The sequence below is a fragment of the Microcystis flos-aquae FACHB-1344 genome, from assembly GCF_014698375.1.
GTDB lineage: Bacteria > Cyanobacteriota > Cyanobacteriia > Cyanobacteriales > Microcystaceae > Microcystis > Microcystis aeruginosa.
In genome coordinates this window covers 1-13973 of record NZ_JACJSW010000094.1, presented here as the reverse complement: position 1 = coordinate 13973, position 13973 = coordinate 1, and the positions used below count along the sequence as shown (strand labels likewise).

The following is a 13973-nucleotide window of genomic DNA, read 5'->3' as shown; positions in this document are numbered from 1 at the left end:
TTTTTACCAGAGGTCTAGGACAAGGACAAAAAGCTGATCTTGATCGAGTTATAGCACTTGCAGCTCTCTATGAGATGATCTCGAATCCTAACCCTGATCATCTTTGAACAGGGACATCTCGTCTGAGGTGCTAACTTTTAACATTTTTGTAATTAAAAGTCAATAGATTAAATATTAATTTTTGTAAAGAAACTCCTGAGCAGTTACTCAGAAAGCTCTTTACCATCTGTTACAAAATATGGCAATATATTTATCGAATTGTGTCAAAACCCAGAGTAAATGCTCATTAGGGTGACATTTTCTGATACAAAACAGAAACATATATCTAAACACCTTAAACAAAGGGCGATCGTCATCTGATGACGAAAATCACTTCATACCAGACTCAGCAATCCTAAGGAGAACCATCATATATGTTCACTCACGTCAAGTCCACCATTCGTCACATAGTTCCCGACGCGTTGAATGGTCGATCGCTGGTCAAGGTGGTCTATGTCGTGCTAGAACCTCAGTACCAAAGTGCGCTGAGTAGTGCCGTCAGGGAAATCAACTCTAACAACCCAAAACTAGCGATCGAAATTAGTGGTTATTTAATCGAAGAACTGCGCGATGGGGAAAATTATCGCAATTTTCAGGAGGATGTAGCCAAAGCTAATATTTTCATTGCATCTCTCATCTTTATCGAAGATTTAGCCGATAAAGTCGTGGCCGCTGTCAGTCCCCATCGGGATCAATTAGACGCGGCGATTGTCTTTCCCTCTATGCCCCAGGTAATGCGCTTAAATAAGTTAGGCAGCTTTTCTATGGCACAATTGGGACAGTCTAAGAGTGTCATCGCTAATTTTATGAAAAAGCGCAGGGAAAACTCTGGCGCTGGTTTCCAAGATGCGATGTTAAAGTTATTGCGAACCTTACCGCAAGTCCTGAAATACCTCCCCATGGAAAAAGCTCAGGACGCACGCAACTTTATGTTAAGTTTCCAGTATTGGCTAGGAGGTTCCGCAGAAAATTTAGAGAACTTCCTGTTAATGTTGGCCGATAAGTACGTCTTCGATAACAAGGATGACAGTGTAGTTTACAAAGAACCGGTAGTTTATCCGGATCTGGGTATCTGGCATCCTTTATCCATGAAAATGTTCGAGGACGTCAAGGAATACTTCGCTTGGTACAATAACCGCAGTGATATTGCCGATGACCTCAAAGACCCCTTGGCTCCCTGTGTTGGCTTAATTTTACAGAGAACTCACCTCGTTACTGGTGATGACGCTCATTATGTCGCTCTCGTGCAGGAATTCGAGTCTATGGGTGCGCGAGTCCTTCCCGTTTTTGCTGGGGGATTAGACTTTTCCAAACCCGTAGAAGAATACTTCTGGGATAAAAGCTTAAAAGGAGTGGAAGCGGTTGCTATCGTTGATACGGTAATTTCCCTGACAGGATTTGCTTTAGTGGGAGGTCCAGCACGACAAGATCATCCGAAAGCGATAGAATCTTTAAAACGTCTCAATCGTCCCTATATGTGCGCGTTACCGCTAGTTTTCCAAACCACTCAGGAATGGGAAGAAAGCGATTTAGGTTTACACCCGATTCAAGTGGCGCTACAGATTGCTATTCCGGAATTAGACGGTGCGATCGAACCTATTATATTATCGGGCCGGGATGGGGCCACGGGTAAAGCGATCGCCTTACAGGATCGGGTGGAAGCGATCGCTCAACGGGCGCTAAAATGGGCTAACCTAAGAAAGAAACCGAAACTGAATAAAAAGGTCGCCATCACTGTCTTTAGTTTCCCCCCCGATAAAGGGAATGTGGGAACCGCAGCCTATCTAGATGTGTTCGGTTCTATCTACGAGGTGATGCAAGCGTTACAAAATAATGGTTATGACTTGCAGGACTTACCCGCATCTCCCCGAGAACTGATGGAAGCGGTAATCCATGATGCCACCGCACAGTACCATAGTCCGGAGCTAAATATCGCCTATCGGATGTCCGTACCTGAATACGAACGTTTAACCCCCTATTCCGTCCGTTTAGAGGAAAATTGGGGACCACCACCGGGACACCTCAACAGTGATGGACAAAATCTGTTAATCTACGGCAAAGAATTCGGTAACGTCTTTATTGGGGTTCAACCCACCTTCGGTTATGAAGGGGATCCCATGCGTCTGCTATTTTCTCGTTCTGCTAGTCCCCACCACGGTTTTGCAGCCTACTACACCTATCTCAATCAAGTCTGGAAAGCAGACGCGGTTCTCCATTTTGGCACCCACGGATCCCTAGAATTTATGCCGGGGAAACAGATGGGAATGTCTGGGGAATGCTACCCCGATAACCTCATCGGGATGATTCCCAATCTCTACTATTATGCCGCTAATAACCCCAGCGAAGCGACGATCGCTAAACGTCGTAGTTATGCGGAAACCATCTCCTATCTCACTCCCCCCGCAGAAAATGCCGGACTCTACAAAGGGTTAAAAGAACTAAGCGAGTTGATCGGTTCCTACCAAACCCTGAAAGATAGTGGGCGTGGGGTGCAAATTGTCAATACCATTGTCGATAAATGTTTATTGGTCAATCTCGACAAAGATATAAGTTTACCTGATGTTGATACCGCCCATCTCAGTCAAGAGGAACGGGATAATATCGTCGGTTCCGTCTATCGTAAACTGATGGAAATTGAATCGCGTTTACTTCCCTGCGGACTTCATGTTATTGGGAAACCCCCCTCGGCGCTGGAAGCGGTGGCAACTTTGGTCAATATTGCCAGTTTAGACCGGGAAGAGGACGATTTACTTTCCTTACCCCGGATTATTGCTAACAGCATCGGCCGGGATCTAGAGGAAGTTTATCGCAATAGCGATCGAGGTGTGTTAGAGGATGTGGAATTACTGCAAAACATCACCCTCGCGACTCGCGCTGCCGTCGCAACTTTAGTCGAGTCCCAAACCGACGCAGAAGGTCGGGTATCGATGCTTTCTAAGCTGAATTTCTTGAATATAGGCAAGAAATCGCCTTGGATCGAAACTTTACGGTCGATGGGTTATCCAAAAGTCGATCCGGTCGCGTTAAAACCCCTGTTTGAATACCTAGAATTCTGTTTAGAACAGGTCTGTGCCGATAATGAATTAGGGGCCCTATTAAAAGCATTAGAAGGAGAATACGTTCTTCCCGGTCCTGGTGGCGACCCCATCCGTAACCCCGGAGTTTTACCAACGGGTAAAAATATCCATGCTTTAGACCCCCAGTCTATCCCGACCCTAGCGGCGGTAAAATCGGCTAAAATCGTGGTGGATCGTCTGTTAGAGCGGCAAAAACTGGATAATGGCGGTAAATATCCTGAAACCATCGCTTGTGTTCTCTGGGGAACTGATAATATCAAAACTTATGGGGAATCCCTAGCACAAATTCTCTGGATGGTGGGGGTTCGTCCTGTTCCCGATGCTTTGGGACGGGTGAATAAATTGGAATTGATTCCCCTAGAGGAATTAGGAAGACCGCGCATTGATGTGGTGGTCAACTGTTCTGGTGTCTTCCGGGATTTATTTATCAATCAGATGAATTTGCTTGACCAAGGGGTAAAAATGGCCGCGGAAGCAAACGAACCGATGGAGATGAATTATGTCCGTAAACACGCTATTGAACAAGCAAAAGAAATGGGTTTAACGGTTCGACAGGCAGCCACCCGCATCTTTTCTAATGCTTCCGGTTCCTATTCTTCTAACATCAATCTCGCGGTGGAAAATAGCAGTTGGGAAGATGAAAAAGAGTTACAGAATATGTATCTCAACCGCAAGGGTTTTGCTTTCGACTCGGATAATCCGGGGATGATGGCCGATAATCGTCAGTTGTTTGAAGCATCTTTAAAAACTGCGGAGGCAACTTTCCAAAACTTGGATTCTAGCGAGATTAGTTTAACCGATGTTTCCCACTATTTCGACTCGGATCCCACCAAAGTTGTCGCTAGTTTACGCGATGATGGCAAAAAACCAGCGGCCTATATTGCCGATACTACCACCGCTAACGCTCAAGTGCGTACTTTATCGGAAACCGTGCGCTTGGACACCCGCACCAAGTTACTCAATCCCAAATGGTACGAGGGAATGTTAAGTCACGGTTACGAAGGAGTCCGAGAATTATCGAAGCGTTTGGTTAATACCATGGGTTGGTCTGCAACTGCTGACGCGGTGGATAATTGGGTTTATGAAGATGTCAACACCACCTTTATTCAAGATGAGGAAATGTGTCAGCGTCTGATGAATCTCAATCCTAATTCTTTCCGCAAGATGGTGGGAACCCTGCTAGAAGTTAATGGTCGCGGTTACTGGGAAACTTCTCAAGAGAATTTAGACCGCTTACAGGAACTTTATCAAGAAGTGGAGGATCGCATCGAAGGAATCGAGTAGAATAGATAGATAAGACTTGAGAGACTGGCTAATTACCGGTCTCTTGAGTTTTGAACAAACATGAAAAATAACTTTTGGGGGTTAATTTGGTCCAGTTTTAACGAAATTCAAGGGGTTTTACTCGGCCTTCTTGGATTTTTAGGAGGTATTGCTTTAATTCGTTATTCCTTCAATACTTCTATTCCTTTAGACCTAGTAATTATTGTCAGTTTCTTCACCTTGCTGTTAATCGCTACTTTGTTAAGCGCTGTTAACACGCTTCTTAGACAGAACCGAAAATTAGAGGCAGAAGTTAAGCAACTTCAGGAGGTAAACCAAAATTTAGAAAATATTATTAAACAGGGAATTACTCCCAAGATTTTGAGATCTCAAAAGCAAGGAAATAATAATATTTTATGCCTTCTTGATTCCTCTAGTCTGTTTACGATCGAGTTACTTGTCTCTTTTTATTATACCGATGAAGATGGGTTTGAAAGATTAATAGGAGAGGGTTTTGTTGAATATATTAATCCAAAGGACGGCAAGATACACGCGATCATTGACAAACCTCAAACAATCTATCAGGCAATTCTAGATCGATTGGCGAGTAACGATTTAAAAATTATTCAAGAAACCAGAGTCAGACCTGGCGTTCTTAGAAAACATAGTTCACCATAGAGGAAAATATGGAAAATGTAGCCGAAAAACCCATTTTATCTCCTAAAGGAACCTTTCCCGCCAAAGTTGTCAAAGTTATTGACGACTATAAATTAGTGATCAATAGAGGTGAAATTAGTGGAATTCGAGAAGGTCAAAGAATGTTAGTTTACAATACAAGTGAAGAGGAAATAAAAGATCCTCAGACTGGTGAGTCTTTAGGCTATCTTGACTTAGTGAGAGGGACGGGGACAATTACTTTTGTTCAAGAAAAAATATCGATTTTACAATCGGATAGAACCAATAATAAAGGATCTAGATTGCTGCAGTTATTGCTTAAAGAACAAGAAACCCCGTCCGATTTGATAGGAAAATTCTTAAAAAGAGCCGTAGGAGCGAATTCTAAGAACGATAAAAAGCCAATATCCGAACTAATAGATACTGAATTGTTAAATAAACTGCTAATACGGGAATTATCCGAAACGTTACCTTTTGAAAACCCTCAAATTGGCGACTCGGTTAGACCTATTTAGACCTATTGATGGAACAACCAATATTAAAATACTTTCTGTCTCTTAAATATCCGATTTCAATTTATCCCGAAGAAGAAGGCGGATACACGGCATTAATTCCCGATTTACCCGGATGTATGAGTCAGGGTGAAACTTTAGAAGAAGTGATTATTAATATTGAAGAAGCGAGCGAATTTGGATAGAGACGGTTTATTTTGGTAGATCTTTTTGCGTAGGTTGGGTTGAACGAAGTGAAACCCAACAACTGAGGGTTTCTGTCGGGTTTCGTGACCTCAACCCGACCTACGAATTTACTTTTTTGCCCACTAAAGTATCCCATCTCGATTGCTCCTAAAGAAGAATTGAGGGAGCTAGAAAGTTATGGATAGAGACAGTTTATCATAGTGGTAAAAAAGTAATTCCTTCACCTTCTCAAAGATAAATTTTCTCACTATCGACTCACAGCGATCGCATCCTGCTGGAATTGAGGGATAACTTTCTCCGGTCCGCAAGCCGGAGGAGACAAAACTGGTTTATGCTAGAAAAAGTTACTCTTAACGTAACTTTACAAAGTCATCGATCGCCCACATTTATGGATTGCATCATCAATCGTCGAGCGCGGTTTTCAGCCAGCCATCGCTATTATCTACCAGAATGGGACGAAGCCGAAAATCAAAGACGTTTTGGTCTTGGTAGCCGTTTTCCCGGTCATGGTCACAATTACGAATTATACGTCTCCCTATACAAAGAACTCAATCTTTATGGCATGGTGGAGAATCTCTCCACCGTAAAACAGGTAATTAAACGAGAGATAACCAGTCAATTAGACTACTCCTATCTCAATCAAGTCTGGCCGGAATTTCAGCAAACCCTACCCACCACAGAAAATATCGCCAGAGTTATCTGGCAAAGATTAGCACCCTATTTACCATTAGTCAAAATTCAACTATTTGAACACCCCGAATTGTGGGCAGAATATCAAGGAAAAGATATGGAAGCAACTTTAACCGTCAAAACCCATTTTAGTGCCGCTCATCGTTTGGCTTTACCGCAATTAACCCTGGAACAAAACTCGGAAATCTACGGCAAATGCGCCAGGGTAAACGGTCATGGCCATAATTATCACCTAGAAGTATCCGTGGCGGGGGAAATCGATCCCCGCACCGGTATGATTGTAGATCTAGGGGATTTACAAAAAGCGATCGATGAATTGGTAGTAGAACCCTTCGATCATACTTTTTTAAATAAGGATATTCCCTACTTTGCCGAAGTGGTTCCCACCGCGGAAAATATTGCCTTACATATCGCTCAACTATTAGGGGAACGGATCCGCCAATTAGGAGCCGAATTAGATAAAGTTAAACTGATTGAAAGTCCCAATAATTCTGCGGAAATCCACTGTCGTGGTTTGGTTCAAGCTCCCCGACAACTTCTAGAAAAAACCCTGACAGCCGTTTAATTGCCTGTTGGTTAAGGTGATTAGGGTGAGCCACGCTCACCCTGATGGATTTAATTAAACCCTAGTTAAACACTTCTCGCCATCCTCGCTTTCCTTTGCTTTGGCGTAAGGGAGAGGCTAAATCGACAATTTTCTCGAGCAGTTTCGGGGCCAATTTTTGACACCAAAGAGCTAGATGACTTTGCCAACCGACGACAATTTCCGTTTTGTCCCTATTTAACCCGGTAATTAGGGTTTGGGCGACTTCTTCGGCGCTCATCGGTTTTAACCATCGAAATAACTGCAATTCTCGCACCATATCCGTATCGGTTAAAGAGGGTAAGAGGGTGACAACTTTGATGTTGTGTTCCCGTAATTCCGACCTGAGAGCTTGACTAAAACCCAAAATGGCAAATTTGGTGGCCGAGTAGGTAGCGAAGCTAGGAGCGGCAATTTTACCCATCATGCTGGAAACATTGACAATCGTTCCCTGTCCCCGAATTGCCATCCGGCGGGCAATTAAGCGAGTAACCGTGTACAGGGCCATCAGATTTAAAGATATTTCTGCTTGCACTTGCGAAAATTGCGAGCGCAGAAAGGGGGTTTGATGGGCAATACCGGCACAGTTAACGAGGATATCGATGCCACGGCATTCTTGCCAAACGCGGATAATTGAAGGACTAACAAGGTCATTTTCGGTTAAATCTAGGGCTAAAGGTGTGGCAATGACCCCTAGGGACTCAATTTCTTTGGCTAGTTTTTCTAATCGCTCTTGATCTCTGGCAACAATCACAATTCTGCTTAAACCTTGTCGGGCTAATTCTAAGGCGATCGCTCGTCCAATACCCCGGGATGCCCCCGTGACTAGGGCAGTTTTTCCCTGTAATTTCATGATCAAACTCCTGTTTTAAGCAACAGTACGGGAATTTATTGGTTTTGCTTCTGAAATCTTTGATTTGTGCATCTATACCCTACATAAGTAGCGAAGCAATCGAGGGATAGATGGATAGGTTAGGGTGCATGGGATTTTTCCTCCTTCAAAGCGCACTCTTGAACCCACGGTAACAGTTGTCTTTACAAACAGCAATCTTTTTTAACACTTTTTCCCCAAAATCACTCGATCGGATGAACGCTCAGGGTGATCCTCGATCGGATGGAAACCCCAGGGGACTTGCAGATATAGGTATTTTAAAGAGCTTAATACCGAGGGAGATAGAAAGTCTGGCAATGGACGCGACTACTATTGGCAGTACAAGGGACTTGACATCTTCACCGCACTGAAGTAGATCTTTTGGGCAATCTCCCATCTCCTAATCCCCAACCCCAATGAATAACCCCCCCGATAGTCCATTCAATTACAGAGAGGCTTTTATTGCCCTAGGCACGAGTAATTTCGATCGCTCGGTGCAGTTTTATCGTCAACTGTTGCAACAGGAACCAAACCCCTACCTTGCCGCCGTTTATGCGGAATTTAGGCTGATTAACCTTAAATTAGGTCTTTTTTGCCCTAAAGAGTCCCACAGAGACGAATTTAGCGATTCTAGGGGCAGTGGCATGAGCATTTGTTTCGAGGTGGAGAGTCTCGAAAAAGCCCTCGATCATTGGAGCGAAATCGGCTATGGTGCTAGGGGAGAAATTAGCCAGGCTTCCCACGGTCCGGAAATCTACATCTATGATCCGGATGGTAATCGTTTAATTTTCCATCAATCCACCGCTAAAACCAATCCTTTCAGGTAGGAACCTTCCGAGTGATAGATACTGGTGGGATGGTCCGCCGGTTGGCTTAAACGTGCTAAAATTCGCACTGGGCGAGCCGATTCAATGGCGGCAGCCATGACAGCCCCCTGAAAATGTTCTTCGTTAACCACTTGGGAACAGGAAAAGGTGAAAATAATACCTTGGGGGCGAATTTTCTGGAAAGCTTGGTGATTTAATCTTTTATAAGCCATAACCGCCTGATGACGGGATTGGATACTTTTGGCAAAAGCGGGGGGATCGAGGACAATCAGATCGTAATCCTCCTGACAGTCGCGCAGGAAGTTAAAAACATCGGCGCTGTAGGATTGATGGGGAACTTCACCGAGATTATTCAGGGCGATATTTTTTTCGGTAAGATCGATCGCACCGTGGGAACTATCAACGGAATGGACTAGGGCAGCCCCCGCTTGCATAGCATAGACGGAAAAGCCGCCAGAGTAAGAAAAAGTATTTAAAACCCGTTTATTCTGACAATATTGGGCTAATATTGCTCTATTTTCCCTTTGATCGAGGAAAAATCCCGTTTTTTGTCCCTTTTCCCAATCAATAATAAAGCGATGGCCGGATTCTAACACCTCATTGCCGTTTTTTTGACCAAATAAGTATTTATTCTCAGAGATATGGGCGCTTTTCGCCAAAACTGCGGCACTTTTATCGTAAACTGCCCGTAAATTGTCAGCGTAGATAGTTTTCAGACAATCGACAATCAGATCGAGACGTTGGTATAAAGCTAGGGAATAAGCTTGAATAACCGCCGTGCCATTGTACCAATCGACGATTAAACTGGGTAAACCGTCTCCTTCAGCGTTAATTAAGCGATAACAGTTAGTTTTCGGGTTATCCACTAAACCGATTTGTTGCCGCAGCTGATAGGCATTCTGGAATTTTTCGAGAAATAATTGAGCAATATCGCTGACTTTTGGGAAAGAAAGAATTTTAACGGCAATATTGCTAGGATTATACAGTCCAGTGGCTAGATATTCGCCTCGATCGCTATAAACCTCAACGATAGCACCCTCTTTGACTTCTCCCTCCATCTCTTTAATCGCCCCGGAAAATATCCAAGGATGGAATCGTTTAACAGCATCAATTTTATGGTTTCTCAGGATAATTTTCGCTAAATCTGGCATGGATAAAGAATCAGGGTTGATAGCTGACGACTACTAGACAATTCTATTATCCCCTGCCAGCAGCGCAAAACCATGGTTTGTTATCCCTCGATCGAGTGGCATCAAAGCAAGTCCTAACAATCGAGGGATAATCAGAGGGAATTCTCGCCTATAATAAGTTAGATTTTAGCGATAGTCCCTCGACAAATGCCAAGAAAAAGTGATGCTGCCGGTGGTTTAAGTTTATGGTTTCAACGTTTGGGGGCTGCCGGTTTGTTAGCGGGACAAACTTTTTTACATATTCTTAATGGCAAAATCCACCGGCGTAATACTCTGGAACAAATGAGTATTGTGGGGCCAGAATCCTTGACAATTGCCCTAATTACTGCTGCTTTTGTGGGTATGGTTTTCACTATTCAGGTAGCCAGAGAATTTATTTTTTTTGGGGCGGGTAGTTTTGTTGGGGGAGTCCTTTCCTTGGCTTTAACAAGAGAATTAGCCCCGGTTTTAACCGCGGTGGTGGTGGCGGGGAGAGTTGGCTCGGCTTTTGCCGCCGAAATTGGTACAATGCGAGTAACAGAACAAATTGACGCTTTATATATTTTAAAAACCGATCCGATCGATTATTTGGTCATTCCCCGGGTGATTGCCTGTAGTTTAATGTTACCCCTGCTCACTATTATCTCTTTAGTCACAGGGCTACTCGGTGGTTTATTTATTTCCGATAGTCTTTACGGTATTTCCTATTCCCTATTCTTACAATCAGCCCAAAATTTTCTGGAAACATGGGATTTAATTAGTTCTATGTTAAAGTCCCTAATTTTTGGGGTTTTAATTGCTATTATCGGTTGCAGTTGGGGTTTAACCACCACCGGCGGTGCTAAAGGAGTTGGTCAATCTACTACCACGGCTGTGGTAACTTCTTTGTTAGCGATTTTTGTGGCTAATTTTTTCCTCTCTTGGCTGATGTTTCAAGGGACAGGTAATGTGGAGCTAGGCTAAGACAGTAATCAGTAATCAGTAATCAGTAATCAGTAATCAGTGCCAAGAAAACGGCAATTTTCTACTTAATACCGCTCACTAAAAACTCAAATCTGATCACCGATTACTGATAATTGTCTATTCTCAAGATTAGGATTTGTTCAAGGGATTGAGAGTAAGACAAGTTTTAATTAATTCCTCCACTCCCAGGACTGGATAAATAGGGACTCCTAACTGATTAATAACAGTTTCTAGGGTGAGATCATCTAAAAATACCGATTCCCCATGCTTGAGCATGAGGGAGGGTAATAAAACCCCATCCCCAAGATTTTTACCTTGTAATCCTTTGAGAATATCTTGCCCGGTTAATAAACCCGTAACCGTGATTTCCTGCCCCCAATAATCACTATTTAAAGCCACTAATTCCACGGTTAAACCCTGCACCTTATTTAACTGTTTAACTAGGGGTTGAAAAGCTTTTTCTACCGCATTTCCCACCACCCATACCAACCGTCTAGAGGGAGTAATTTGAGCAGGCAATAACTTCTTAGCTGTCTTCTGAAAATCCCTAATAAATTGACGAATCGATCCAACTCCGTTACCGATTTGGGGATAGTCTTCGTAGTGAGATTGAGGTGGTAAATCGACTCGGGCAATTAAAAACCATTCATCGGCTAACCACACCACATTACTGCCAAATTCTTGACGAAATTTTTTCTGTAAAGTTTGGACTTGTTCAATCACTTCTCGCGCTTTTTCTTGGCTAACGGGAATTAATTCATCTTCTTGGGGACGAAAGCGGGTTAATCCCACGGGAACTACGGCAATCGACTCCACACAGGGAATATCTCCCCGATGAAAAGAAACCAGATCTAACAGGGTTCTTTCGAGATGAATTCCATCATTAATATTGGGACAAACTACCACTTGGGCATGAATTTGTAATTGTCTGGCTTGTAGCCATTTTAAATGGTCTAAAATTTGACCAGCGCGGGGATTTTTTAAGAGACGAATTCTCAGATCGGGTTCCGTGGCATGAACGGATACAAAAAGCGGTGATATGTGCATCTTTTCGATCCGCTGCCATTCTTTTGAGGTGAGATTAGTTAAGGTTAAATAACTGCCATAGAGAAAACTTAAGCGATAGTCATCATCTTTATAGTATAAAGTTTCTCTTTTGCCCTCTGGTTGTTGGTCGATAAAGCAAAAAGGACATTTATTATTGCACTGAATTAAGCCATCAAAAAGGGCAGTTTCAAACTCTAAACCTAAGTCTTCATGATAATCTTTTTCGATTTCTATCCGGTGAGTTTTGCCCTGACTATCAAGCACTTCTAGGGTTAAAAATTCATCGGCACATAAAAATTGATAATCGATTAAGTCCCGGGGACGATTACCATTGATAGAGAGGAGCGCATCCCCGATTTCAAAACCCACCTCGGCGGCGATCGAATCTGGGATGACACCACTAATTTTAGCTGGACGAATAGTTAATTCACTCATATTTTTAGGTCGCCATCCAATTATTTAACTGCATTTCCCAGAGAGTCTTTGGGGAGCATCTCACTTTTGTCAAGCTAATTCTACAGCATTTTAGGGCGATCGCTTTTAGGGATTGGGGAAAAAACCAAAAAGTTTAGCAGCCCCTCCTAAAATGGCCACAACCAGAGCGATGAGAATCCCCCGATTGGTAAATTCCTGATAGGCGACTCTTGCAGTTAACCCTTTAATTTCTGTGGTTAGTCGCTCATCTAAGGCTTTAATCTCCCCTTTGAGTTCGACTTGTCCTATTTCCACTTTCGTCAACCGTTCTTCTATCTTATCAAATCTCTTATCTACCTGATCAAATCTCTCATCGATCCGTTTTTCCAGAGAGTCAATTTTCCCCTCAATCCTTGTCAGAACTGCTTCTAAGGAATAAGTGACGGTTTCGTTAGCCATTTTCTGTCTCCTTTATCTCTTCTGGATTCACCATCGTGATCTCAATATCAGTATCGCTGATTTTTGCCTCCAAGTTTCAATCCCTAATAGGGATTAAGATTAATTGGAACTACCTTTTCTTGGAATCACTTGTATTTTTTGCATGACTTTTATTTAAATAAAGTTAAAAATATTATAACACCAACAAAAAAGTAAGTAATTAATACTCAAATACTAAGATTGGTTTAATAATCTTAATAGTTATAACGTACATAATTTAAAAATGTTATAAAAATTTTTCAGTAAAAATACAATAAGGCGTTGTGGAATATTTGTATTAGTTTTGAAGTTGTATATGATTAAAGCTTTGTCCACATTTTTGTTGGTTGCCATGCAGTAAGCAGTAATAGCTAGTCCAGTTAATACTCTCACTGGATCTATGACAATATTTAAACAAGTAATGCCAATTAATAATCAATGGCAAGTCGGTAGTCCGTGTATAGCAACTGGCGGATTTACGGATATATACAAAAATGGGACAATTGTTTTAAGAAATACTGATAATCAAATAGTGGCAGTCAGCGAATTAGAAGAAGGCAGATTAGGAATAATTTTGTCTTATTGGGTTTGTACTTTTGATTTCTCTTTAGCTACAGAAGACTTGAGAGATTTTCAGGGTTGCCGATTTTTACTTGATGGCTACCGGCAAAAGATAGCCACCAGCAATTGTATCAATTTGTCAAAGTTTGAACCTTTCCTATTCCCTTTGAGTTGCTTGTCTAACCTGTTCGATATCTAATTCTAAAGCTTGTGCTATCTGTTCAAAGTTTAATCCTAATGCCAATAAACGAGGAATAGAGGCTAATTTTGCCGCTAATTCGCCTTCTTGTCGGCCTTCCTCTCTACCTTCCTCTCTACCTTCTTCTAAAGCTTCCTGATACACTTTAGTTTGTTTTAAATCACTTAAACTAAACATCGCTTCTATCTACTTTCTACTGACTTGGGGTAACTTATAAACCAAAATTGTCTCTATCAATTCTAAAAGTTCTGGCTGTTGTTTGAGATTAGGGAATTCTTCTCTAATCCGTGGAATTAATTGTTTTCCTTGCCATCAAATCATTACAGATATGCCAATAATCCCAGATGATAGAGAATAGATATTTCCGAAAATTAAATATGCGTAATCTGAAACCCTTGGTAGGGACAATTCATGAATTGT

The 13973-nt window shown here is 42.3% G+C and carries 13 protein-coding genes and 1 pseudogene; 8 read left to right on the top strand and 6 right to left on the bottom strand.

Annotated features, from left to right (window positions below; translation table 11 throughout):
• Window positions 1-413: 413 nt before the first annotated feature.
• From H6G48_RS07305 to H6G48_RS07285, 5 genes are all read left to right on the top strand, one after another.
• On the top strand, window positions 414-4400 hold the full coding sequence (locus tag H6G48_RS07305; RefSeq protein WP_190720544.1) for a magnesium chelatase subunit H: 3987 nt from the start codon (window positions 414-416) through the stop codon (window positions 4398-4400).
• Between the two features lie 60 nt (window positions 4401-4460).
• Window positions 4461-5057 carry a LapA family protein gene (locus H6G48_RS07300; protein ID WP_190720541.1) on the top strand — a complete coding sequence of 199 codons (597 nt, stop codon included), beginning with the start codon at window positions 4461-4463 and terminating at the stop codon, window positions 5055-5057.
• Window positions 5058-5065: 8 nt separating this feature from the next.
• A complete protein-coding gene (locus tag H6G48_RS07295; protein WP_002782629.1) occupies window positions 5066-5569 on the top strand; it encodes a hypothetical protein in 504 nt (167 codons plus the stop codon).
• Between the two features lie 8 nt (window positions 5570-5577).
• A complete protein-coding gene (locus H6G48_RS07290) occupies window positions 5578-5751 on the top strand; it encodes a type II toxin-antitoxin system HicB family antitoxin (RefSeq protein ID WP_002758496.1) in 174 nt (57 codons plus the stop codon).
• A 389-nt stretch (window positions 5752-6140) separates the two neighbouring features.
• On the top strand, window positions 6141-7007 hold the full coding sequence (locus tag H6G48_RS07285) for a 6-pyruvoyl trahydropterin synthase family protein (RefSeq protein ID WP_147070703.1): 867 nt from the start codon (window positions 6141-6143) through the stop codon (window positions 7005-7007).
• Between the two features lie 61 nt (window positions 7008-7068).
• Here H6G48_RS07285 and H6G48_RS07280 read toward each other — a convergent pair whose 3' ends face one another.
• On the bottom strand, window positions 7069-7878 hold the full coding sequence (locus tag H6G48_RS07280; RefSeq protein WP_002758498.1) for an SDR family NAD(P)-dependent oxidoreductase: 810 nt from the start codon (window positions 7876-7878) through the stop codon (window positions 7069-7071).
• A 434-nt stretch (window positions 7879-8312) separates the two neighbouring features.
• On the opposite strand from H6G48_RS07280, the gene H6G48_RS07275 reads away from it, so the two are divergent.
• Window positions 8313-8723, top strand: a complete 411-nt coding sequence (locus tag H6G48_RS07275) for a VOC family protein (RefSeq protein WP_190720538.1) — start codon at window positions 8313-8315, stop codon at window positions 8721-8723.
• On the opposite strand, the gene H6G48_RS07270 is transcribed toward H6G48_RS07275, so the two are convergent.
• Window positions 8690-9874, bottom strand: coding sequence for a class I SAM-dependent rRNA methyltransferase (locus H6G48_RS07270; protein WP_190720535.1), 1185 nt, complete (start codon window positions 9872-9874; stop codon window positions 8690-8692). The genes H6G48_RS07275 and H6G48_RS07270 overlap by 34 nt on opposite strands.
• Window positions 9875-10060: 186 nt before the next feature.
• On the opposite strand from H6G48_RS07270, the gene H6G48_RS07265 reads away from it, so the two are divergent.
• Window positions 10061-10855: an MlaE family lipid ABC transporter permease subunit gene (locus tag H6G48_RS07265; RefSeq protein ID WP_002758500.1), complete on the top strand. Its 795-nt coding sequence runs from the start codon at window positions 10061-10063 to the stop codon at window positions 10853-10855.
• Window positions 10856-10984: 129 nt separating this feature from the next.
• Here H6G48_RS07265 and H6G48_RS07260 read toward each other — a convergent pair whose 3' ends face one another.
• A complete protein-coding gene (locus tag H6G48_RS07260; RefSeq protein WP_190720532.1) occupies window positions 10985-12337 on the bottom strand; it encodes a TIGR03279 family radical SAM protein in 1353 nt (450 codons plus the stop codon).
• A 105-nt stretch (window positions 12338-12442) separates the two neighbouring features.
• Entirely contained in the window at window positions 12443-12775 is a 333-nt protein-coding gene (locus H6G48_RS07255; RefSeq protein ID WP_190720529.1) for a DUF4164 family protein, read from the bottom strand.
• A gap of 418 nt (window positions 12776-13193) precedes the next feature.
• On the opposite strand from H6G48_RS07255, the gene H6G48_RS07250 reads away from it, so the two are divergent.
• The gene (locus H6G48_RS07250; protein ID WP_190720526.1) at window positions 13194-13553 is read left to right on the top strand and encodes a hypothetical protein; all 360 of its coding nucleotides are present in this window, start codon (window positions 13194-13196) and stop codon (window positions 13551-13553) included.
• Here the strand turns inward: H6G48_RS07250 and H6G48_RS27405 are convergent.
• Complete coding sequence (locus tag H6G48_RS27405) at window positions 13512-13730, bottom strand: aspartate aminotransferase (RefSeq protein ID WP_423202534.1); 219 nt, start codon at window positions 13728-13730, stop codon at window positions 13512-13514. The two genes, H6G48_RS07250 and H6G48_RS27405, sit on opposite strands and share 42 nt — an antisense overlap.
• Before the next feature lie 9 nt (window positions 13731-13739).
• A pseudogene (locus tag H6G48_RS27400) lies at window positions 13740-13850 on the bottom strand (DUF2887 domain-containing protein); the annotation flags it as partial.
• Between the last annotated feature and the right edge of the window lie 123 nt (window positions 13851-13973).

Excerpts from the sequence above, each read along its gene's own strand:
- H6G48_RS07305 (WP_190720544.1), top strand. The coding sequence starts at position 414 with ATGTTCACTCACGTCAAGTCCACCATTCGTCACATAGTTCCCGACGCG.
- H6G48_RS07300 (WP_190720541.1), top strand. The coding sequence starts at position 4,461 with ATGAAAAATAACTTTTGGGGGTTAATTTGGTCCAGTTTTAACGAAATT.
- H6G48_RS07295 (WP_002782629.1), top strand. The coding sequence starts at position 5,066 with ATGGAAAATGTAGCCGAAAAACCCATTTTATCTCCTAAAGGAACCTTT.
- H6G48_RS07290 (WP_002758496.1), top strand. The coding sequence starts at position 5,578 with ATGGAACAACCAATATTAAAATACTTTCTGTCTCTTAAATATCCGATT.
- H6G48_RS07285 (WP_147070703.1), top strand. The coding sequence starts at position 6,141 with ATGGATTGCATCATCAATCGTCGAGCGCGGTTTTCAGCCAGCCATCGC.
- H6G48_RS07280 (WP_002758498.1), bottom strand. The coding sequence starts at position 7,878 with ATGAAATTACAGGGAAAAACTGCCCTAGTCACGGGGGCATCCCGGGGT.
- H6G48_RS07275 (WP_190720538.1), top strand. The coding sequence starts at position 8,313 with ATGAATAACCCCCCCGATAGTCCATTCAATTACAGAGAGGCTTTTATT.
- H6G48_RS07270 (WP_190720535.1), bottom strand. The coding sequence starts at position 9,874 with ATGCCAGATTTAGCGAAAATTATCCTGAGAAACCATAAAATTGATGCT.
- H6G48_RS07265 (WP_002758500.1), top strand. The coding sequence starts at position 10,061 with ATGCCAAGAAAAAGTGATGCTGCCGGTGGTTTAAGTTTATGGTTTCAA.
- H6G48_RS07260 (WP_190720532.1), bottom strand. The coding sequence starts at position 12,337 with ATGAGTGAATTAACTATTCGTCCAGCTAAAATTAGTGGTGTCATCCCA.
- H6G48_RS07255 (WP_190720529.1), bottom strand. The coding sequence starts at position 12,775 with ATGGCTAACGAAACCGTCACTTATTCCTTAGAAGCAGTTCTGACAAGG.
- H6G48_RS07250 (WP_190720526.1), top strand. The coding sequence starts at position 13,194 with ATGACAATATTTAAACAAGTAATGCCAATTAATAATCAATGGCAAGTC.
- H6G48_RS27405 (WP_423202534.1), bottom strand. The coding sequence starts at position 13,730 with ATGTTTAGTTTAAGTGATTTAAAACAAACTAAAGTGTATCAGGAAGCT.